Origin of the sequence: Tenacibaculum sp. HL-MS23 (assembly GCF_032463465.1) — a bacterium.
Lineage (GTDB): Bacteria > Bacteroidota > Bacteroidia > Flavobacteriales > Flavobacteriaceae > Polaribacter > Polaribacter bernardetii.
The window spans coordinates 454242-476540 of the sequence record NZ_CP135989.1 but is presented as its reverse complement, the minus strand read 5'-3'; the positions used below and the strand labels follow the sequence as shown (position 1 = coordinate 476540).

General features: G+C 30.2%; 21 protein-coding genes. 7 read left to right on the top strand and 14 right to left on the bottom strand.

Annotation, left to right across the window (positions count from 1 at the left end; all coding sequences use genetic code 11):
* Positions 1 to 43 precede the first annotated feature (43 nt).
* Positions 44 to 349, top strand: a complete 306-nt coding sequence (locus tag RRF68_RS02150; RefSeq protein WP_315944841.1) for a DUF6787 family protein — start codon at positions 44 to 46, stop codon at positions 347 to 349.
* A 224-nt stretch (positions 350 to 573) separates the two neighbouring features.
* On the top strand, positions 574 to 1026 hold the full coding sequence (locus RRF68_RS02145; RefSeq protein WP_218772655.1) for a hypothetical protein: 453 nt from the start codon (positions 574 to 576) through the stop codon (positions 1024 to 1026).
* 11 nt (positions 1027 to 1037) lie between these two features.
* Here RRF68_RS02145 and RRF68_RS02140 read toward each other — a convergent pair whose 3' ends face one another.
* The 4 genes from RRF68_RS02140 to guaB all read right to left on the bottom strand — a co-directional run bounded on the left by RRF68_RS02140 (position 1038) and on the right by guaB (position 8295).
* A complete protein-coding gene (locus RRF68_RS02140; RefSeq protein ID WP_315944840.1) occupies positions 1038 to 1892 on the bottom strand; it encodes a mechanosensitive ion channel family protein in 855 nt (284 codons plus the stop codon).
* Positions 1892 to 4606: a DNA gyrase/topoisomerase IV subunit A gene (locus RRF68_RS02135; RefSeq protein WP_315944839.1), complete on the bottom strand. Its 2715-nt coding sequence runs from the start codon at positions 4604 to 4606 to the stop codon at positions 1892 to 1894. Before RRF68_RS02135 ends, RRF68_RS02140 begins: the two co-directional genes overlap by 1 nt.
* A gap of 240 nt (positions 4607 to 4846) precedes the next feature.
* Positions 4847 to 6706, bottom strand: a complete 1860-nt coding sequence (locus tag RRF68_RS02130; RefSeq protein ID WP_218772658.1) for a DNA topoisomerase IV subunit B — start codon at positions 6704 to 6706, stop codon at positions 4847 to 4849.
* Positions 6707 to 6819: 113 nt separating this feature from the next.
* On the bottom strand, positions 6820 to 8295 hold the full coding sequence (guaB, locus tag RRF68_RS02125; RefSeq protein WP_218772659.1) for an IMP dehydrogenase: 1476 nt from the start codon (positions 8293 to 8295) through the stop codon (positions 6820 to 6822).
* Between the two features lie 174 nt (positions 8296 to 8469).
* Between guaB and RRF68_RS02120 the strand changes: the two genes are divergently transcribed.
* Positions 8470 to 9468: a metal-dependent hydrolase gene (locus RRF68_RS02120; protein WP_218772660.1), complete on the top strand. Its 999-nt coding sequence runs from the start codon at positions 8470 to 8472 to the stop codon at positions 9466 to 9468.
* A gap of 16 nt (positions 9469 to 9484) precedes the next feature.
* On the opposite strand, the gene RRF68_RS02115 is transcribed toward RRF68_RS02120, so the two are convergent.
* The 8 genes from RRF68_RS02115 to RRF68_RS02080 form a co-directional block, all read right to left on the bottom strand.
* Positions 9485 to 10066 (bottom strand): methyltransferase domain-containing protein, encoded by a 582-nt coding sequence (locus RRF68_RS02115; protein WP_315944838.1) that lies wholly within the window; start codon positions 10064 to 10066, stop codon positions 9485 to 9487.
* Positions 10067 to 10101: 35 nt separating this feature from the next.
* Positions 10102 to 10605: a hypothetical protein gene (locus tag RRF68_RS02110; protein WP_218772662.1), complete on the bottom strand. Its 504-nt coding sequence runs from the start codon at positions 10603 to 10605 to the stop codon at positions 10102 to 10104.
* Positions 10606 to 11142 (bottom strand): FMN-binding protein, encoded by a 537-nt coding sequence (locus tag RRF68_RS02105; protein ID WP_315944837.1) that lies wholly within the window; start codon positions 11140 to 11142, stop codon positions 10606 to 10608.
* 104 nt (positions 11143 to 11246) lie between these two features.
* The gene (locus RRF68_RS02100) at positions 11247 to 12413 is read right to left on the bottom strand and encodes a porin (RefSeq protein WP_315944836.1); all 1167 of its coding nucleotides are present in this window, start codon (positions 12411 to 12413) and stop codon (positions 11247 to 11249) included.
* A gap of 156 nt (positions 12414 to 12569) precedes the next feature.
* The gene (locus RRF68_RS02095; RefSeq protein WP_315944835.1) at positions 12570 to 13484 is read right to left on the bottom strand and encodes a 5'-nucleotidase C-terminal domain-containing protein; all 915 of its coding nucleotides are present in this window, start codon (positions 13482 to 13484) and stop codon (positions 12570 to 12572) included.
* A gap of 62 nt (positions 13485 to 13546) precedes the next feature.
* Positions 13547 to 14110, bottom strand: coding sequence for a metallophosphoesterase (locus RRF68_RS02090; protein WP_315944834.1), 564 nt, complete (start codon positions 14108 to 14110; stop codon positions 13547 to 13549).
* A gap of 33 nt (positions 14111 to 14143) precedes the next feature.
* Positions 14144 to 14890, bottom strand: a complete 747-nt coding sequence (locus RRF68_RS02085) for a hypothetical protein (RefSeq protein WP_315944833.1) — start codon at positions 14888 to 14890, stop codon at positions 14144 to 14146.
* Positions 14891 to 14953: 63 nt separating this feature from the next.
* Positions 14954 to 15811, bottom strand: coding sequence for a hydroxymethylglutaryl-CoA lyase (locus RRF68_RS02080; RefSeq protein WP_410016835.1), 858 nt, complete (start codon positions 15809 to 15811; stop codon positions 14954 to 14956).
* A 199-nt stretch (positions 15812 to 16010) separates the two neighbouring features.
* Between RRF68_RS02080 and RRF68_RS02075 the strand changes: the two genes are divergently transcribed.
* Genes RRF68_RS02075 through RRF68_RS02065 form a run of 3 tightly spaced genes read left to right on the top strand, consistent with a single transcriptional unit; the run spans position 16011 to position 18154 of the window.
* A complete protein-coding gene (locus RRF68_RS02075; RefSeq protein WP_315944832.1) occupies positions 16011 to 16577 on the top strand; it encodes an RNA polymerase sigma factor in 567 nt (188 codons plus the stop codon).
* Positions 16567 to 17097, top strand: coding sequence for a hypothetical protein (locus tag RRF68_RS02070; protein WP_275316658.1), 531 nt, complete (start codon positions 16567 to 16569; stop codon positions 17095 to 17097). Before RRF68_RS02075 ends, RRF68_RS02070 begins: the two co-directional genes overlap by 11 nt.
* The gene (locus tag RRF68_RS02065) at positions 17081 to 18154 is read left to right on the top strand and encodes a hypothetical protein (protein ID WP_315944831.1); all 1074 of its coding nucleotides are present in this window, start codon (positions 17081 to 17083) and stop codon (positions 18152 to 18154) included. The genes RRF68_RS02070 and RRF68_RS02065 overlap by 17 nt, the downstream gene beginning before the upstream one ends.
* Here RRF68_RS02065 and RRF68_RS02060 read toward each other — a convergent pair.
* Positions 18144 to 18800, bottom strand: coding sequence for a lysoplasmalogenase family protein (locus RRF68_RS02060; RefSeq protein WP_315944830.1), 657 nt, complete (start codon positions 18798 to 18800; stop codon positions 18144 to 18146). The genes RRF68_RS02065 and RRF68_RS02060 overlap by 11 nt on opposite strands.
* 50 nt (positions 18801 to 18850) lie before the next feature.
* On the opposite strand from RRF68_RS02060, the gene RRF68_RS02055 reads away from it, so the two are divergent.
* Positions 18851 to 19579 (top strand): head GIN domain-containing protein, encoded by a 729-nt coding sequence (locus RRF68_RS02055; RefSeq protein WP_315944829.1) that lies wholly within the window; start codon positions 18851 to 18853, stop codon positions 19577 to 19579.
* 72 nt (positions 19580 to 19651) lie between these two features.
* On the opposite strand, the gene RRF68_RS02050 is transcribed toward RRF68_RS02055, so the two are convergent.
* Positions 19652 to 22291: a valine--tRNA ligase gene (locus tag RRF68_RS02050; RefSeq protein WP_315944828.1), complete on the bottom strand. Its 2640-nt coding sequence runs from the start codon at positions 22289 to 22291 to the stop codon at positions 19652 to 19654.
* Between the last annotated feature and the right edge of the window lie 8 nt (positions 22292 to 22299).

Genomic DNA, 22299 nt, shown 5'->3' with positions numbered 1-22299 from the left:
TAAACATTTGTTTGCCCTTTTTCTTTTAATTACTTTTGCCGCCATGGAAAAATTGAAACAACGTTGGGGTTTAAATACTACTTGGGATGTAATAGCTGTATTAATTGTATTTTCTATTAACGGTTCGTTAGCCTCATGGGTTGCAAAACCTATTACTGCCTTTTTTGGACTTTCTCCTGAAACTACTTCGCCTTGGTTGTATTGGCCTTTACGTATTCTACTTATTTTTCCTGTTTACCAAACTACATTGCCTTTAGTAGGTTGGTTATTTGGGCAATTTAAATTCTTTTGGGCTTTTGAAAAGAAGTTTTTAAGTCGTTTAGGCTTAGGGTTTCTTTTTAAAAAATAATCCTTATTTCGATTAAGAATAAAAATTATACTTCTTTATTTTATTTCTAATATTTATTTTAAATTAATCACACTTAAAGCTACAGGTATTCATACTATTCTTTTTATTACTTTTTTTGTATGTTTATAGTTCATATCATAAGTTAATATTAAAAGTTCTGGCAGTCTTTTTTATCAAAAAAACACTTAATATTTATTTAAATTAGAATCACTAAAAAATAATCTATGAAAACTTATAAATATATAATTCTATTCTTAATAACTTCATTGTTAAACTCATGTGCTTTAAAACCAATAACTTCTCAATATACTTTTGTAGAAACAGGTTTAAATAAAGTAACGCTTGATAAATTAGGTAACGGAACAGTATTAATTTATAACGGCGCGGATATTTTACATAAAATAGATAACACTGCCAGATTAAATGTTTGGATAAACGATAAAGCATTAGGGCAGATTAGACCTAAAGAATATGTTATAATTAACCTAAAAAAAGGAGATTATACCTTTAAGGCTTTACATATTGATGTTCTTAAAATGAAAAGCATACATGATGTGAAAATTAGCGAAAACACAAAAATCATAAAAATTAAACCTAACATTACATCTAACAGGCTAACGATTACAAATGAGCTACCTAAAAAATTTGAAAAATATAAATACGTAGTAAAAAGATAACTAAAAACTCATTATACCTTTACTACTTTATAAATAGGTATCGGCAAAGCTACACCTTCAGCTAAAAATCGTTTATGAACTGCTTCTTTTAAAGCACATTTAGTTTTAAATTCCTGAAACGGTTCATTCAACCAAACATAAGCCCTTAAATGTATATGATCTGTATACACATCAATTACTCGAACATCTACTTGATCTGTATTAATAATTACTTGTTCTGGCGTTCTAAAATCAATTACTGTAGGAAGTTTAATCGCTTCTTCTTGTATAATTCTTCTCGCTAAATCGATATCTGCCTTTAAACCTAGTTTAAAATTATTAAAACTTAATACATGAGAATCTTCAATCGTATGGTTTAAAACTGAATCGGTACTTATTACAGAATTCGGTATAATTAATCGCTTATTTTCAAAATTATTAATTACCGTATGTCGCAACGTAATATCTTCAACAATACCAACTCTAGTATCATCTAACCTAATATAATCTCCAACACGAAAAGGTTTAAAAACAACAATAAATGCACCTGCTATTAAGTTTGATAAGGCGGCTTGAGCAGCAAAACCTATAATTGCAGCTAATATACCTGCTCCCGAAAAAATTAAAGTAGCTTTACTTCTAAAAGCTGGTACGGTCATAATAATATATATGATACCGAAAAGCCCTAGAAAAAACTTTACCGAATTACGCAAAAAAAGAATACTCGTCTTTCCATAACGATCTATTTTTCTGCGTTTTATTATCTGAACAATGATATAACGTATAATTCTAGATAATACCCAAGCAACAAAAACAACTATTAATACATACCCTAAAATTCCAAAAAAAGAATCTAAGTTAAAATGATATTTAAATAACTTATCCATTAAAATAATGCTGTTTGACTATCATCGTCTTCTTCAGTTTGCTTTTTCTTTTTTTGAAGCGCTCTTTCTAATGCTTTTTTTGCTTTATCTTCTTTAGAGTTTACAAACTCTTTTGGCGCTATTTCTTCGATATCAAGAGGTAAACTTTCTTCAGTTATCTCTTCCTCTTCGTTTACTTCAATATCTTCAACTTTTTCTTCTTCAGGCTCTTCGTATGGTAATGAATCTAATAAGTTAACCGTACGTATTTTATCTGTTGTTAATTGATTTCCTTGTGCCTTAATACCTTTTACGGCTATAAAATCTTCAAAATTTATATCAATCTTATCCAAACTACGCTTAGAGAATAATACCTCAGCCATTGGGCGATAATCTGTAGAAACAATTTCTAATTTCGATTTTTCTGTTTCTGATATAAATAATTCTTCTTTATCAGTAGTATCAATTAAAAAACGCTTAACATAATAACGCTCTTTTTCTCCATCGAAATAAATAGCTGAAATAGGTTTGTTAGGTTTCCATTTTTCTAACACAATCATGTCATTTTCAAAATGCATTGTTAGCTCTGGAGATACCGCTTTTATTTTACCTGATTGTGTTGCTATTAAAATTTTATCTTCTGCTCTAAACTCTCCTAATAACTCCCCTCTATCATCAACATTTAAACGCTGTACAGCATCATCAAACCATATTTTTCGTGGTTTTAAAGTAGATACTCCTGCTGATTTAAAATCAATTTTTCTAATAGCAAATTTAGTTATTTGATTACCACGAACTGCTCTACCTTTTATTGCTAAGTCAGAGAAATCTATATCCCATTTTAATTTTTTTATACTACCAACTGCTCGAAGATTTATAGTAACAACCTCAGCTTCACCATTAGGATTTGCTGAAAAGTATAACATTTTTGAACCTTTATTCCCTGCTGTTAAATCATATTCTTTATCGCGCGTTACACTTGTTACGTTAAAACGTTTCATATAACTCGGTCCTTTTGCACCATCTTTATACATCATGTTATAAACCGTACGCTTGTCTTTCTTTTTAAAGATTGCAATGTGAATAATATCTTTACCTACAAAAGTTTTAGCTGCCACTTTGGTAACAATCATTTTACCATCGCTTTTAAAGATAATTATATCATCAATATCGGCACATTCTGTAACGTATTCATCTTTTTTAAGTGAAGTACCAACAAAACCTTCCTCTCTATTTACATAAAGTTTTGTATTTCGCATTACTACTTTCGTAGCGATGATATCATCAAAAATTCTGATTTCAGTTTTACGCTCACGACCTTTACCGTATTTTGTTTTTAGGTTTTTAAAGTAGTTAATAGCAAACTCTATTAAATTATTTAAGTAATTCTTTACTTCAGCTATTTTCTCCTCTAAACTTTCTATATGCTGTTTGGCTTTGTCAATATCAAATTTAGAGATTTTCTTAATTCTGATTTCCGTTAAACGAACAATATCTTCTTCTGTTATTGCCCTTTTTAAATGTTTTATATGAGGCTGTAAACCTTTATCAATTGCCTCAATTACACCTTGCCAAGTTTCTACCTCTTCAATATCACGGTAAATTCTATTTTCAATAAAAATTCGTTCTAAGGATGCAAAATGCCATTGCTCTTGCAATTCGTTTAACTGAATTTCTAATTCACGCTTAAGTAAATTTACTGTTAAATCTGTAGAGTGTTTTAGCATTTCAGAAACCCCAACAAATACAGGTTTGTTATCTTCAATAGTACAAGATAGAGGTGAAATTGAATTTTCACAATTCGTAAATGCGTATAAAGCGTCTATGGTTTTATCTGGTGATATTCCTGTTGGTAAATGCACTAAAATTTCTACATTGGCAGCAGTATTATCTTCAATTTTCTTAATCTTTATTTTCCCTTTTTCATTTGCTTTTAAAATACTATCGATTAAAGTTGTAGTAGTCGTTGCAAACGGAATTTCGGAAATCACTAAGGTCTTTTTATCTAATTGAGATATTTTTGCTCTTACTCTAACTTTTCCTCCTCGTACCCCATCGTTATAATTAGTAAAATCTGCAATTCCCCCTGTTAAAAAATCGGGAACAATTGTAAAACTTCTTCCTTTTAAATATTTGATTGAAGCATCAATCAATTCATTAAAATTATGTGGTAATATTTTTGTTGATAAACCAACTGCAATTCCCTCTGCTCCTTGTGCTAATAGTAAAGGAAACTTTACTGGTAAATCTATAGGTTCTTTTCTTCTACCATCATACGACATTTTCCATTCTGTTGTTTTCGGATTAAAAACAACATCTAAAGCGAATTTCGATAAACGAGCTTCTATATAACGAGAAGCCGCTGCGCGGTCTCCTGTTAAAATATTACCCCAGTTTCCTTGCATATCAATCAATAACTCTTTCTGACCAATTTGCACCATCGCATCTGCTATAGAAGCATCTCCGTGTGGATGGTACTGCATGGTATGCCCAACAATATTTGCTACTTTATTATAACGCCCATCATCTAAGTCTTTCATAGAATGCATTATTCTACGCTGTACTGGTTTTAATCCGTCTTCAAGCGACGGAACAGCTCTTTCTAAAATTACATACGAAGCATAATCTAAAAACCATTCTTTATACATTCCGGTAACTTTCGTTATCGTTTCTGTATTTTCTATTGGTTGATTCAGCTCTTCGTCGTGCTCGTAATTATTATTTTCTTCACTCATTGAATAATGGGTATTCTTTTAAGAGTTATTGTTTTTTTTATTGAGGATAAAAATGATAGCAAAAACTACTGATGCTACTAACATATTTATATAATGCTTGCTATTAATCTCCCAGCTTAAGTTATCAAAATCAACATTTAACAAATTGATAAAAAAGATGGTAAAAGCTATAATTAGATATATTCTTGCTCTTCTTTCTTTATTCATTATTACTATTATAAAACACTTAAAACTTAGTTATTAAACTTCTTCCTCAACAACATCTAATTCAACTTTTAAATTCTCGATGATAAATTTTTGCCTGTCTGGAGTGTTCTTCCCCATATAAAATTCTAGCATTTGCTCTATCGACATTTCTTTATCTAACATAACAGGATCTAAACGAATATCATCACCAATAAAATGAACAAATTCGTTTGGTGAAATTTCCCCTAATCCTTTAAATCGAGTTATTTCTGGTTTTCCTCTTAACTTCTCTATTGCTTCTCGCTTTTCTTCTTCTGAATAACAGTAATAAGTATCTTTTTTATTACGAACTCTAAACAACGGAGTTTCTAATATATATAAATGACCTTCTTTTATTACTTCAGGGAAAAATTGTAAAAAAAACGTGATTAATAATAAACGAATGTGCATACCATCAACATCGGCATCAGTTGCAATTACAATATTGTTGTAACGTAAATCTTGTAAACCGTCTTCTATATTTAAAGCTGCTTGTAGTAAATTAAACTCTTCATTCTCATATACAATCTTCTTACTCAATCCGTATGAATTTAAAGGCTTCCCTTTTAAACTAAAAACGGCTTGCGTATTTACGTTTCTAGATTTTGTAATAGATCCAGATGCTGAATCTCCCTCGGTAATGAACAGCGTAGACTCTAAATAATTATCCTTTTTAATATCACCTAAATGCACTCTACAGTCACGTAATTTCTTATTATGTAAACTTGATTTTTTTGCTCTGTCTTTAGCTAATTTTCGTATTCCTGATAACTCTTTACGTTCTTTTTCTGCTTGTATAATTTTACGTTGGAGCTTATCAGCCGTATCTACATTTTTATGTAAATAATTATCTAATTTCGTTTTTAAAAAGTCGTTTATATACGTTCTTACAGTTGGCAATTCGCCTCCCATATCTGTAGAACCCAATTTTGTTTTTGTTTGACTTTCAAAAACAGGCTCCATCACTTTAATTGCAATGGCTGATATGATTGATTTACGAATATCCGAAGCTTCAAAATTCTTACCATAAAACTCACGAATGGTTTTAACAATAGCTTCTCTAAATGCTGCTTGATGCGTACCTCCTTGCGTAGTATGCTGTCCGTTTACAAACGAATGGTATTCTTCTGAATATTGCGTTTTACTGTGTGTGATAGCAACTTCTATATCATCTCCTTTTAAATGGATAATCGGATACAACATATCATCTTGACTGTTGTTATCTTCTAATAAATCTTTCAATCCATTTTCTGAAACATATTTTTCGCCGTTAAAAACAATCGTTAAACCTGTGTTTAAATACACATAGTTTTTAAGCATTTTAGCAACGTACTCGTTTCTGAATTTATAATTTTTAAAAATAGCTTCATCAGGTACAAAAGATACTTTTGTTCCTTTTCTGCGAGAGGTTTCTTCTAAAAACTCTTGATCGGTTAAATTTCCTTGTGAAAATTCTGCTGCTGCAGATTTACCATCTCTTGAAGATTCTACTCTAAAAAACGAAGACAGTGCATTTACGGCTTTTGTACCTACACCATTTAAACCAACCGATTTTTTAAATGCTTTAGAATCGTACTTTCCTCCCGTATTCATTTTAGAAACTACGTCTACTACCTTTCCTAACGGAATACCACGACCATAATCTCTTACAATAACTTTATTACCTTGAATAGAAATTTCGATGGTTTTACCGGCTCCCATCACATATTCGTCAATAGAGTTGTCTAAAACTTCTTTTACCAAAATATAAATTCCGTCATCAGCAGAAGAACCATCTCCTAATTTACCAATGTACATTCCCGGTCGCATACGAATGTGTTCTTTCCAATCGAGCGAGCGTATATTATCTTCGGTATATTTTGTTTCTTGAGCCATATAAATTGAGGAAATTGAAGTCTTTGCTAAAGTAGTATTTACTCTTTAAAAAACAAAAAACTCTGTTGAATTAGTTTTCAACAGAGTTTGATATTTATGGATTCTAAATAATATTATCTTCTACTATAATTAGGCGCTTCTTTAGTTATTGCTACATCATGTGGATGACTTTCATTTATTCCGCTAGAAGTAATACGTACAAACTTACCTGTATCTTTTAATGTTTCTATATTATTAGAACCACAGTATCCCATACCTGCTCGTAAACCACCAACAAATTGATGAATACTTTCTTCTAAATCTCCTTTATAAGGTACACGACCAACAATACCCTCTGGCACTAACTTTTTTATATCATCTTCTACATCCTGAAAATAACGATCTTTAGAACCTTGTTTCATTGCTTCAACAGATCCCATTCCACGGTATGATTTGAACTTACGACCTTCATAAATGATGGTTTCACCTGGAGATTCTTTTGTTCCTGCTAATAAAGATCCTAACATTACACAATCTGCACCTGCTGCAATTGCTTTAGGAATATCACCTGTATAGCGAATTCCTCCATCAGCAATTACTGGAACTCCAGAGCCTTTTATAGCTGCTGCAACTTCTAATACTGCAGAAAACTGAGGAAAACCTACGCCTGCAACTACACGGGTTGTACAAATAGAACCTGGACCGATACCTACTTTTACTGCATCAGCACCTGCCTCAACTAAATATTTAGCAGCCTCTGCCGTTGCAATATTACCTACAATAACATCTAGTTCAGGAAACTTTGCTTTTACTTCTTTTAAAACAGTAACCACGCCTTTTGTATGTCCGTGAGCCGTATCAATAATAACCGCATCTACACCTGCTTTTACTAAAGCTTCTGCTCTATCAACAGCATCTGCAGTAACACCTAATGCAGCTGCAACGCGTAAACGTCCGTAAGTATCTTTATTTGCTATTGGTTTTTGAGTAACTTTTGTAATATCTCTAAAAGTAATTAACCCTGATAGTTTATAATTATCATCTACAATTAATAATTTTTCAATTTTATTTTCTTGTAAAATGCTTTCAGCTGATTTTAATGAAGTTCCTACTGCTGCGGTAACCAAATTTTCTTTGGTCATTACTTCAACAATAGCTCTGTCATTTTTATGCTCAAAACGTAAATCACGGTTGGTAACAATTCCTTTTAAAATTCCGTTATCATCAACAACTGGAATTCCGCCAATACTATGTTCTTTCATTAACATTTTAGCATCTAAAACTACGGCTGTTAATGGTAACGTAACTGGATCGATAATCATTCCGCTTTCTGCACGTTTTACCTTACGAACTTCTTGAGCTTGTTGCTCGATAGTCATATTTTTATGTAAAACACCTATTCCTCCTTCTCTAGCCATAGCAATTGCCATAGCTGATTCGGTAACAGTATCCATCGCTGCAGAAACTATAGGAACGTTTATTGTTATGTTTTTTGTGAATTTTGTTTGAATAGAAACTTCTCTTGGAAGTATTTCTGAATAAGCTGGTATTAATAAAACGTCATCGTACGTTAAACCTTCGCCTACTATTTTTGATTCGTGAGCTTGCATGTGCAATTAATTTAGTGTGTTATTAATTAATTACATGCAAATATACTACAAATAACGGCAACTCAATTTTAAATTAAAGTTAATAAAAATCACTTGTTTACAATTATATTATACAACTAGATTAAATAAAGTTTTCCATATTTTATAATAAACATAACTTATTTTTGTTGCTATATGGATTCACTTACTCAAATAATATTAGGTGCCGCTGTTGGCGAAGCTGTTTTAGGAAAAAAAATTGGCAATAAGGCCTTGTTTTATGGTGCCATAGCAGGAACTATTCCTGATTTAGACGTGCTTGCTTCTTATTTTACTGATACAGTTACAGCACTCTCTATTCATCGTGGATTTACACATTCTATACTATTTTCTATACTCTTCGCTCCTATTTTTGGGTGGTTAGTTTCTCGATATGAGAAATACAAGAATTTTAAAGGTTGGTCTTGGTTGTTTTTCTGGGCTTTTATTACACACCCTATTTTAGATGCTCACACCACTTGGGGAACGCAGTTTTTTTGGCCTTTTGATATTCGGCTAGCATTTAAAACTATATTTGTTATCGATCCGCTTTACACAATGCCTTTTTTAATCTTTTTAATTTTAGCTATAAGACAAAAAAGAACATCAAGAAAACGTTACATTTATAACACCATTGGTTTAGTGGTAAGCTCTTCTTATTTAGTCCTTACATTTTTTTTTAAATGGATTGCTTTCAATCAATTTGAAGCTGCTTTAAAAAATCAAAATATATCCTATTTAGAATTAGATACTAGGCCTTCGCCAATGAATACTGTTCTTTGGAGCGCTAATGTAGCAACAGAAAATGCTTATCTATTAGCCAATTACTCATTTTTTGATACACAACCTATTACTTTTAATTCTTATCCTAAAAATCATCATTTATTAGGAAAAATAGCTGATAATATAAAAATAAAACAAATGATTGCTATTTCTGAAGGTTGGTATACGATTACAAAAAAGGATAAAAATCTTTATTATAATGACTTACGATTTGGACTTTTAAGTTTGGCGCCAAATTCTCAAAACTTTGTTTTTAAATATAAAATTATAGAAGATCGCTTAGGTAATATTCTTTTAAAAGAAGAACCTAAAGATAAAAGAGATGGGAAAAAATTACTATCAGAATTATGGATACGTTTAAAAGGAAATTAAATATGATATTTAAAAACTACTTTTTGTGAAGCATAACAAACAACTCCATACCTTTTCTATTATGATACGAATTATAGCAAGACTCCATTTTTGTTATTTTAAAATAAGGTTTAAAGTAAGATAAATATTCTTGTTTATTTCCACCAAAAGGCGGATGATCTTCATTTAGTTTTGCATCAAATAACAAACCAACTAACTTTCCGTTTTCATTCAATAAATCATTCATTTTTAAAGCATATTTCACACGTAAAATCGGATCTATGGCACAAAAGAAAGTTTGTTCGATTATCAAATCAAATGTAAAATTTATATCAAAAAAATTAGCATTAATTAATTGTGATGAAGGAAATTTTGGAACTCTTTTCTTCAGGTTATCTAAAGGCTCTTTAGATATATCAACTACAGAAACATTTTTAAATCCGTTTTTAAAAAGATATTCTGCTTCATAAGAATTTCCTCCTCCAGGAATTAAAATTTTTAGTTCTTTGTTTTCTAGTTGATCAAAATAAGCTTTTAAAGGTGGAGAAATAGCACCTAAATCCCAACCAATTTTATTGGACTTATATTTATTTCCCCAAAAATTTGCAGATAAATCCATTTATTGAATATCTTGTTTTAGAAATAAGGTACACTTTATTCTAAAGTCAACTTCTTTTTTGATATAATTTGACTAAAAATCATTAAAACTGCTGTTCCGAAAGAAAGCGTCATCAGTAAACCTGAAATCATAATAATATATTTCATCCAAGTAATACCTGTCCACATTAAATAAATACCACCAAAAGTACAAATGATTGATATAAAAGGTTCAATCATTAAAAATAATTTTAATTTTTTATTGATACTTGTTGTAGATACAATTACAGCCAATAAAAAGAAAATTACCGAAAGCGATAAAATATGATTGTGTACTGTTGTTTTTATTTCTCCTGCGGATTTTTTAAACTTCATTGTGGTAGCCTCTTCAACATCTTCGTTTCCTAGATAACGTTCTTCTATTCCTGTTGGATTAGAATTTGTTGTATCTCTAACAAATGATATTCCGCCAAAAAAACCAATACTTAAAGTGCATATAAAAGCTAGTATTAATAATTTTATTTCTTTCGGAAATTGATGAATTAGACCGTGAATTTGCATTTACAATACTTTATTTTGATGAAGGATTTCTAAATTTTGAAGGAAAGTATTAACTGCAATTGTCATTGAAGAAGCCGAAATTGTTGCTCCTGATATTGCTATAATATCTTTTTCGTATTTTAAAGTATCTTTTGATGTTTTACCTATAAATTGTTTTAACCAACGCTTACTACCTATTTCGCCACCATAATCTTCGCGGTATATTAATATCTTCGTTTTTATTACAATTAATTCTTTATCTAATAAAACCAAATAGTCAAACTCATCAGTTTTACTTGGTGCTTTATCAATAAAAGCAAATCCTAAAACTTTATCACCAATTGTAATCTTTAGCAGGTTTTCTTCGGTAATTTTCCCTTTCAACTTATTGCTAACTACTTCTGGAACAATAACTTTACTCAACGAAAACTCATCAACATTAAATGTTTTTTTAATTTCTTTTTCAACTTTTTTCTGTAAATTTTTAGGCATACTAAAAGACAACAGCCCTAAAGAAGTAACGATACATAAGAAAAGTACTACAAAACGATTTTTCATACCGCAAAAATAATTAGAATTAGTCTAAATAAAAAACAAAAACCGAACCAAATTTTAAAAAATTGGTTCGATCTCTACAAATAATAACAAACTTTTAATTTTAATTAGAACCAAACACCAAAACCTAAGTTTAATTGTTTGATTGTTTGACTACCGTCAACTGCATTATTTTTAAATTGGTAATCTGCCTTAAATGCAGCTCCTGGTGCTACCTTATATGTTAAACCAAATGTCCACTCATCACGATCATAAGCTAAGTTTTCAGCTAAACCACCATCTGTAGCTGCATGTGTATTATAATCCTCATATCTAGCGAATGCGATTAACTGTTGCTTTTTATCTTGAGCTAATAAATTATAAGCTGTTTCTAAATACCAACCTTGTAATGCACTTCCTAAATCAGAACCGTAATAAGCATTATATTCTTCACTATCTGTTACATTTGCATGAATAAACTGACCTCTTGCTGAAAAACGTTTGTATGCATAACGAGCATCTAAACCAACCATTGCAATACCAACATCTGACCCTTCAATATCTTCAACAGCCTTTTCTGATTGTGTTCTACCAAAGTATCCTGATAAACCTAGACGTAAGCCTGGTAATCCGTAATAATCTACTTTACCTGAAAAATTCACATTATTCATCATAGATTCAGCACCTTTCTGACGTCCGTTACGAAATCCGTTACTACCTCCTAAATATTTACCATCATTATCAGAAGTAAATCCGTTAAAAACATATGCTTGGTAACGTAAAGACGCTTCATCCCATCTACCAGAAACTCCTAAACCAATTTCTCTCCATGTTGTAGGTACAATCGATTTATCCATACTTGGTCTTTCAACTCCGTTAAAAGTAGTTGGTTCATGGTATTCATTGACAATACCCATTGGCACTAGCATTAAACCTGCTCTTAAGTTAATATTATCTGTTAAAGTATATTGTAAAAAAGCTTGTTCTATGTATACTTCTTTTACGTGTTCAAATTCAATTTCTGTAACAAACTGTGTTCTTTCGTTAAATTTATAACCAAATAACATTACAACTCTGTGCACGTCTAATTTTGCATTTTCTCCTGTAGCTCTATTATAATGAGCCTCTGCATAACCTCCTACAGTTAATCCTTTTTGACTTAAATTAGAAGACAAAATACGCTGTGCAGCATTCTGTTGACTTTGTGGGTTTGTAGGAATACTATCTTGCGGAGCTGATTGTGCTGTTGCGAATAATGATGCAGTTAGTAACACTGCAAAAAATACTTTTTTCATCTTTATTTAGATTAACTTTAAATAATTAATTGTTTTACGGGTGCAAATGTAAAAGAGTTAATCAATTTAACAAAGCTTATTAAGATTTATTTTAAATAAACTTTAACATATTATTTAAAATAAATCTTAATAATTTAAAAATCAAAAAGTTATTGTTTAGTTATTTTTCAAGTAAGTAATAATGGCTTTACGAATATCAAAGCTTAATTCACTTTCTTTTTGTTTATAAACCGAAATAACATCTGGATTTTTATCAGATAAACCAGGAATATCTAATCCTCTTAATAAATAATCTGAAAAAGCTACTGTATATACTTTATCTAAATTTATAGGTTCATTAGCTATTTGCCAACTCTCATCTACTTTATTTGCATTGTAACGCTGTAAATAAGCACCAGTACCTGCGGCATTAAAACCGTAATCTAAAACTTCTTTTAGTAAGTTTCCTTTAATTTCAACTTTTAAAACAGCTCCACCATAAGGTAAAACTCTAAAAATATCTATAACATTTATCTCCCCTTCTAAAACATCATCAATACGAACAGAACCTCCGTTTACTAAAGCACAATCTACTTTGTTATCATAAGCAAAACTCATTGCTTTTGTAATAATTTGCCCCATATTAGTTTGCACACTTCTTATAGCTGTTTCTGTTGCATCTAAGGGCGTTTTTGCCTTATAAACTACTTCATACGGATTTGGTACTATATCTTGAATTTTGTTCTTTAAAATCCCTTGCCATTTAGTTACAATCTCTCCGACGTTTTTATCTGCTGGAATTTGATCGTTAATCTCTTTTAATTCTGATTTTAATTCAACTTTTTTTGTTTCTGGGTCATATTCAAATCTATGAATGTAAGCTGTTTTTGCATTTGCATCTGCCTTTGCAATAATTACATCCTCTACATGTTCGTAAGTATTAGTATGCTCATGTCCACCCATTATTAAGGGAATATTAGGAAACATTTCTGCTACTTTTTTGTCTTGCTCTAATGTTAAATGCGTTAAACCTATAACAACATCAACTTTATCTTTTATATCATTATAAGCTCTTTGTATTTCTTCATACATATCTCCATAAAACACATAACCTTTCGGGTTTGACGGAATACAAGCGCTTATAAAACCTACTTTTAATTTTGTACCATCTTCATTATCAAACTCTTTAATAAAAGAATCTTTAAGGTTTTCTTTTTTTCTTTGATAACTTTATGGAAATAAGAGTGTTCTCCATCTTTATTATGCAATACATTTGATGAAATCCAATCGAAATTACTTTCATTTAATCGTTCTTGTAAACTAGTATAACTTAAATCTAACTCATGATTACCAAAAGCAACAAGATCGAAATTCATCGCATTCATTACTTCAACCATTTGCTTACCCCTTACTCGAGAACCATCAACTTTCATGGTTCCTATTAATGAAGGATTCAAGAAATCTCCTGCCAAAACAAGCATGGTATTTTTATTTTCTTTTAATAAATTTTGATGTACGGTTTCTACTCTAGCCATTCCTCCGAACTTTCCTCCCTGAATAGGTGCTATTTCATAAACATCGTTTAATTGCAGTATATTAAAGTAAGTTTTTCCTGCTTCTTTTTTAAATTGATGAGCAGCATTGGTGTTTTTATTAGAAGTACAACCTATTATAAAAATTGTTAGTGTAACTATAAATAGAATTTTAACTTGTTTCATTGTGTGTTTTTTAATGAAGCAAATTTACATATTCTAATGAAGATATTTACGGGTATTTTGTCTAATCATTTTTCTATATGCTACCAATTCTGGAAATTGATAAAAGAAGTTTATTTTTTTGTGTGCAGTTGTTTTTGGTCTTCTAATTTTAGATCTTAAAACAAAGGCAGTCCAACTTTCTACAATATCCTCTTCAGGGCTTTCGGCTGCATAATCAGTTAAAAACTCCGAGCGGTTATTATTGTATAAATCATATAGTTTTTCGACACAGTTTGCTTCTGTAAAGCAATATTCTTTCTGAATTGTATCCCAGCGGGTTAATAAATTACCTTTCCAAAATAAGTTTACAAACTTATTTATATAACTATCCTTGTACGCCTCGCCTTCTAGCGTTAAATACAACTCACCTTCTTGTTGTTCTTGTTTTTTTGTTGGTCTTATTTGAGTTTTATTCAGTGTTAATAAATGACCAAATTCATGAACCATCGTATAAATAGATTCATGTAATCTTTTTTTATCTCTAGATTTTAAGTTAACATCTTTAACATCTATTTCTAACTGCCATTTATCATTTCTAGAATTTAAAGAAACCAATGCTCCGGTTTTTTCATCAACACCATCAGTCATTAAAACAATTCTTCTTACAAACCTTGTTGTTAACTCTTGTGGAAAAATTCTATAAAACTCTTTCCAATAATCGTTTGCTAAATCATTTTTATTGGACCTATTTTTTATCAATTCTCCGTTTCGAATTTGCCATACTCCTACCCTTTTATCCATTTGAGATTGACAAAATGATGAGAAAAGCAGAAAAAGTATGATAAATTTAAACTTCATATTTTATTAAAAAACTTCAAGTGCTTTGTTGTAAGCACTTTCAAAACTCATTGGTTTTATATTTGTTGTTACTTTATTTGCAGTAAAATATGACAATAATTTTTCAGTTGGCATATTACCTGTTAAATCGTCTTTTGCCATTGGGCAGCCTCCATAACCTTTAATAGCACCATCAAAACGATGACATCCTGCTTTAAAAGCGGCATCTACTTTTTCATGCCATTTTGTTGGTGTTGTATGTAAATGAGCACCAAATTCTATTTGCGGGTAACTAGGTATTAGATTTGAAAATAAATAATCTATGTCCTTAGGCGTTGAGCTACCAACGGTGTCTGATAATGATAAAATTTTAACACCTAAATTAGATAATTTCTCCGTCCACTCTCCAACAATTTCAACACTCCAAGGGTCTCCATAAGGATTACCGAAACCCATTGATAAATACGCTACAACTTCTTTATTAGTTCTATTTGCTATTGCTAATACTTCTTTTAACGTATCTATTGATTGTTCTATTGTTTTGTGCGTATTTCGCATTTGAAAGTTTTCTGATATCGAAAAAGGATATCCTAAATAATCTATCTCCTCAAACTGCGAAGCATCATTAGCACCTCTAACATTGGCTACAATTGCCAACAACTTACTTGTTGTTGTTGATAAATCTAGTTTTGATAAAACCTCGGCAGTATCTCTCATTTGAGGAATTGCTTTTGGTGATACAAAACTTCCAAAATCTATAGTATCAAATCCAACTTTTAAAAGTGAATTGATATACTTTGCCTTTGCTTCTGTAGGAATAAAATGACTTTTAATTCCTTGCATTGCATCTCGCGGACATTCTATAATTTTTATACTGTCAATCATTATGCCAAATATACATATTTTGATTCGGTTTATTAAACCTCATTTTTCTTTAACATATTAAAAATTACAAGAAATATATTTTACTCAATTACAGATTATTACTAGTTTTATTGTATGATTTTTAGAATAAAATTTTATTTTTATCAAAATAACTGTCACAATTCAAAAACCAAATTGTCTCTAGTATAGAGTGATTTCATTGGAGTCTAAAAAAACACATATCAACCAACTAATCGAGCGCTGTAAAAAAAGCGATAGCAATGCACAAATGCAAGTGTACAATGCCTATTATAAAGCAATGTACAATAGTGCTTATCGTATTTTAAAAGACGAGTTTGAGGCTGAAGATTTAATTCAGGAAGCATTTTTAACTGCTTTTACTAAATTAAATACTTTTAAAGGTGAAGTTGCTTTTGGGGCTTGGTTAAAAAGAATTGTAGTAAATAAAAGTCTTACTCAATTAAAAAAAAATAACCGATACGAAGAAGTTAAGATGGATGTAATTCCTGATTATGAAGTTGAAGAAACGCCAATTAATTATAATTCATTAGATGTAAAACAGGTAATGAAGAGTTTACAAAACCTAAAAGAGAATTACCGAATTGTGTTAACTTTAAATTTAATTGAAGGTTATGATTATGAAGAAATCTCTGAAATTTTAAATTATACGAACGAAAATGTACGTACCACAATATCGAGAGCAAAAAAGAAATTAAAGCAAGTATTACTCGCTAATACTAATAAAAAACAAGCATATGGAGGATAAATTACATCAGTTTTTTGATGAGAATGATTTCGATATATTCGAACCTCATTCTGGTCATTCAGATCGTTTTCAAAGAAAAATTGAAACTCATAAAAAACAACAAAAACCACCTATTTTTTGGATTAGCATTGCTGCATCTATCGTACTAATTTTAGGTTTTCATATTGGTAATAGCCAACAACAAAACAGTTACGATCTTGCAGATGTTTCACCCAAAATGGCAGAAGCACAAAGTTTTTTTGTATCAACAATAAATCAAGAATTAAAAGAACTAGAGCAATATAGAAATATTGAAACTGAAACTATTATTGAAGATTCTTTAAATGAAATTGAAGAACTAGAAGACCATTATAAATCACTTGTTAAAGAATTAACTAAAAACGAAAATAAGCGTCAGGTTATTCAAAAAATGATTGGTAATTATCAACAAAGATTAAATGTATTAGAAAGACTTTTATTACAATTAGAGCAACAAAAAAACCCTGCAAAATTAGAACTCATAGATGATGAAATCATATAAACTTATATTCCTTTTTATTCTTTTACCAATTATAATGTTGGCTAATGATAAAAAACACGAAAAAAGTAAAACGATAAGTAAAGATTTTATCGTTAATAAAAATGCAACCTTATATATTAATAACAAATACGGTAATATAAACGTAGTAACTTGGGATGAAAATCGTATTGAAATTGAGGTTAAAATAACTGTAAAAGGAAACGATTTAAGTAGTGTTGACAAAAAACTTAATTCGATAAACGTTCTTTTCGAAGCTTCTAAAGATCTAGTGGAAGCTAGGACTAAGATAGAAACGATTAAATCTAATTGGTTATGGGGAAATAATGATAATATTAACTATAAAATTAATTATTTTATAAAAATGCCCATTACCAATAATGCCGATTTAAATAATAAATATGGTGCTATAGAATTAGATAAACTTAAAGGGAAGGCTAATTTAAATTGTGATTACGGAAACATAAATGTAGATCAGTTATTGAATGATTCGAATACTATTAATCTTGATTATTGTGGTAGTTCTGAAATTAACTTCATAAAGTCTGGGAGTATCAATATTGATTATTCTAAACTAAAAATAGATAAATCTGAAACGTTAAATGTGAATGCTGATTATTCTACTGTTAAAATAGGAAATACTGAGAATTTAAACTTTAATAGCGATTATGGTAGTATTTCTGTAAATGATGTTAAAAATATTTCTGGTAGTTCTGATTACGCCGGAATATCAATCGGAACATTAAGAAAAAAACTTAAAATTAATACAGAATTTGGAGGTATTAAAGTAGAAAACATCATGAAAGGCTTTGAAGAAATTATAATAGATGGTAGCTATGCTGGTATTAAACTAGGTACTAGAAAAGATAATAATTTTAACTTCACTATTGATTTAGATTATGCAGGTTTTAATTACCCTGAAAGCAAGGTTGAGTTATATAAAAGTATCAAAAAACATACATCAAAATATTACGAAGGTGTTTATGGGAACGATAATTCTAAATCAACCATTAATATAAAATCTAAATATGGAGGAGTTTCTTTAAAAACTAAAGACTAGATTTTTTATCTATCATTGATAAACAAATTAAATATCTTGCTATGTAATACATTATAGTGTAAACTATTACAAGAAGAATATGGTAATCTAAAAATTTATTAAAAGCTATTAAAATATCAGCAATGACAATTAGTAAAATACCAAATAAAAAGAACATATTCTTTTTATTCATTGCCTTTAAGTAATTAAAAAAAGACAGTCCTATCATTATTGCAGAAGTTATTCCCATTAAAAAAAAAGGCAATGATATTTCTTGAATATAAGGTTTTAACAAAACAAAAATCGTTATAAATAAAAGCAAACTTGGTATTAAATATGTTAATAAAATTTTAACCGAAGTATTAAACAATGCTTTTCTTGCAAGAATTATATATAAGAATCTATTTATTAATAATAATAAAATTCCAAACATCATAAAATCATCATCGAAGATTAAAAATGCATCAGAAGCAATAGAATTCATTAATATGAATACATAAAAATAATTTATTTTTTTAGAAGAGCTTAAATATAAAAATGACAAAAACATCAACGAAAAAACCTTGATAACCATCTCTGTAATTGATTTATCTATATCAATAAAAAATAAAGATAGCAAACATGCTGAAAAATAAACTAAGCTGTATGCTTTAAAACTTCTTGACATATTTTTATAAAAACTTAAAAGTAACTAATTATAACTCAAAAAACAATAAAATGAAAAAACAACTTTTTACAATTATTATAGTCCTATTATCAGTATCTATCAATGCACAAAGTTGGTGGAGTTCTAAAAAAGTTAAAGGAAATGGAAACGTTATCACAAAAACCAGAACAATCAAAAACTTTGACAAAGTAAGTATTGGTGGCTCTTTTGAAGTAAATTTAGTAGACGGTAATGAGGGGGAAATAATGCTTGAAGGAGAAGAAAACATATTACCATACATTGAAACAACTGTAAAAAACGGAAAATTAAATGTTCAATTTAAAGAAAACACAAATATTAAAACCACTGAACGATTAGTTGTAACAATTCCTTTTGAAAGCATTCACGCTGTTTCACTGGGCGGTTCTGGTAATATAAACGTCAAAAAACGTATAAAATCAGATGAAGCATCATTTAACATTGGTGGTTCTGGTAATATTACGGCTAATGTTGATGCCAATACCGTAAAAACATCAATTGGTGGCTCTGGTAATATTAAATTAAAAGGAAATACTGATAACTTTAAATGCTCTATCGCTGGATCAGGAAGTGTAAATGCTTATGAATTAGATACAAATAGTTTAAAAGCAAGCATTGCCGGATCTGGAAGTGTACAAACCACCGTTTCTTCTAAAATAAAAGCAAGCATTGTTGGCTCTGGAAGTGTTTATTATAAAGGAAATCCTAAAAACATTGATACAAGTTCAATTGGTTCTGGTGATGTAATTGATAAAAACTAATCTGTAATTTATTTATAAAAAAAACCGCAAAGCATGCAGCTTTGCGGTTTTTTATTTTTTACTAAATATGTTTTAACTTAAACTAGCTAAACTCGCTTTAATCGTTTTTATTTTTGCCAATGAATCAGCTTCTTTTTTTCGTTCGATAACAATTACTTGCTCTGGTGCATTGCTCACAAAACGCTCATTAGATAATTTTTTCTGAACTCCAAATAAAAATCCTTCAGCTCTTTTTAACTCAGCTTTTAACTTAATTATCTCAGCTTCTACATCGATATTCTCTAAAGATATCGGTACAAAATACTCGTTCGATTTTACTCTAAACGAAGCAGCTCCTTCAACCTTATCTGTTACATAATTAATTATAGAAGCGTTTGTTAACTTCTGTATTATTGCATCAAAATCAGTAGTATATTTTTCATTATTTACAACCGATAATTCCACTGCTTCTTTAAACGAAATATTTTTATCTTTTCTTATCGTTCTAATTCCCGAAATAATTTCTGTTGCAAAATCAAAATTATCAACTAAATCGTCATTTACAGTTTCTAACTTCGGATATAAAGCGATTACTAAAGCCTCTTCTGGAGTTCTTTCAGTAATATGTTGCCAAATTTCTTCTGTTAAGAATGGCATAAACGGATGTAATATTTTTAAGTTATTTTCTAAAACTTCTATTACCTCTGCATATGTTTTAGCATCAATTGGTTGCTGATAACCTGGCTTTACAATTTCTAATAACCACGAAGAAAAATCATCTGTAATTAGTTTATAAATAGCCATTAATGCGTCCGATAAACGGTATTTAGAAAAATGATCTTCTATTTCTACTAATGCTTTTTGAAACTTAGCTTCGTACCATTCTAAACCTATCTTAGCTGTTTCTGGTTGCGCTAAACTAGCATCTATTTCCCAACCTTTTATCAAACGGAAAGTATTCCAAATTTTATTAGAAAACCCTTTTCCTTGCTGACATAAGTCTTCATCAAACATTAAATCGTTACCTGCAGCAGAGCTTAATAATAAACCAACTCTTACTCCGTCTGCTCCGTACTCATCTATAAGTTTTAAAGCATCAGGTGAATTACCTAATGATTTAGACATTTTACGACGTTGTTTATCTCGCACTAAACCTGTTAAATAAACATTCTCAAACGGACGTTCATCTTTATATTCGTAACCTGCAACAATCATACGTGCAACCCAAAAGAATAAAATATCTGGTCCGGTAACTAAATCGTTTGTTGGATAGTAATATTTAATCTCTTCGTTCTCTGGATTATTAATTCCGTCAAAAACACTCATTGGCCATAACCAAGAAGAAAACCAAGTATCTAAAGCATCTTCATCTTGTCTTAAGTCAGATACTGACAGCGAAGTATTCTTAGTTCTGTCTTGTGCTAATTTCACAGCTTCTTCAATAGTTGTTGCAACTACAAAATCTTCTTTTCCGTCACCATAGAAATAAGCAGGAATTTGCTGTCCCCACCATAATTGACGTGAAATATTCCAATCACGCACATTTTCCATCCAATGACGGTAAGTATTTTCGAATTTCTTCGGATATAAAGTAACCTCACTATCTTCTCCTAAAACAGCTTCAATAGCAGGTTTTGCTAAATCTTCCATCTTTAAAAACCATTGATCCGATAATCTTGGTTCAATAACAGCTTTTGTTCTTTCTGATGTTCCTACTTTATTCGTGTGAACTTCAGTTTTCACTAAAACACCTTTTTCTTCTAATTCTTTTACAATAGCTGTACGCGCTACAAAACGATCTTGTCCTTTATAATGTAATCCGAAAGAATTTAAAGACGCATCATCATTAAAAATATCAATTACTTCTAATTTATGCTTATCTCCAAGAACTTTATCATTTTCGTCGTGTGCAGGCGTAACTTTTAAACAACCTGTTCCGAATTCAACATCTACATATTCATCTTCAATAATCGGAATTACTCTTCCGCAAAGCGGAACAATTGCTTTTTTACCTTTTAAATGTGTAAAACGCTCATCGTTTGGATTGATACAAATAGCGGTATCTCCAAAAATAGTTTCCGGACGCGTTGTTGCAATCGTTAATTTATCTTCAGATCCTTCTATTTGATATTCTAAATAATAAAGGTTTCCTTGTTTTTCTATATGAATAACTTCTTCGTCAGAAAGTGTTGTTTTAGCCTCAGGATCCCAATTTACCATTCTGTAACCACGGTAAATTAATCCTTTATTGTATAAATCAACAAAAACTTTAATAACAGATTCAGACAACGCCGGATCCATTGTAAAAGCAGTTCGTTCCCAATCACAAGATGCTCCTAATTTTTTTAATTGATCAAGAATAATTCCTCCATATTCATTTTTCCATTCCCAAGCATGCGCTAAAAACTCTTCACGAGTTAAATCATTTTTATCAATTCCTTGCTCTTTTAACTTAGCAACAACCTTTGCTTCGGTAGCAATAGATGCGTGGTCTGTACCAGGAACCCAACAAGCATTTTTACCTTGTAAACGTGCACGACGAATTAACACATCTTGAATTGTATTGTTCAACATATGCCCCATGTGCAACACTCCTGTAACGTTTGGCGGCGGAATTACAATTGTATATGGCTCTCTATCATCTACTTCAGAATGAAAGTAATTATGCTTCATCCAGTAGTCATACCACTTACCTTCTACTTCTTTAGAATTATATTTTGATGGAATATTCATCTGTTTTT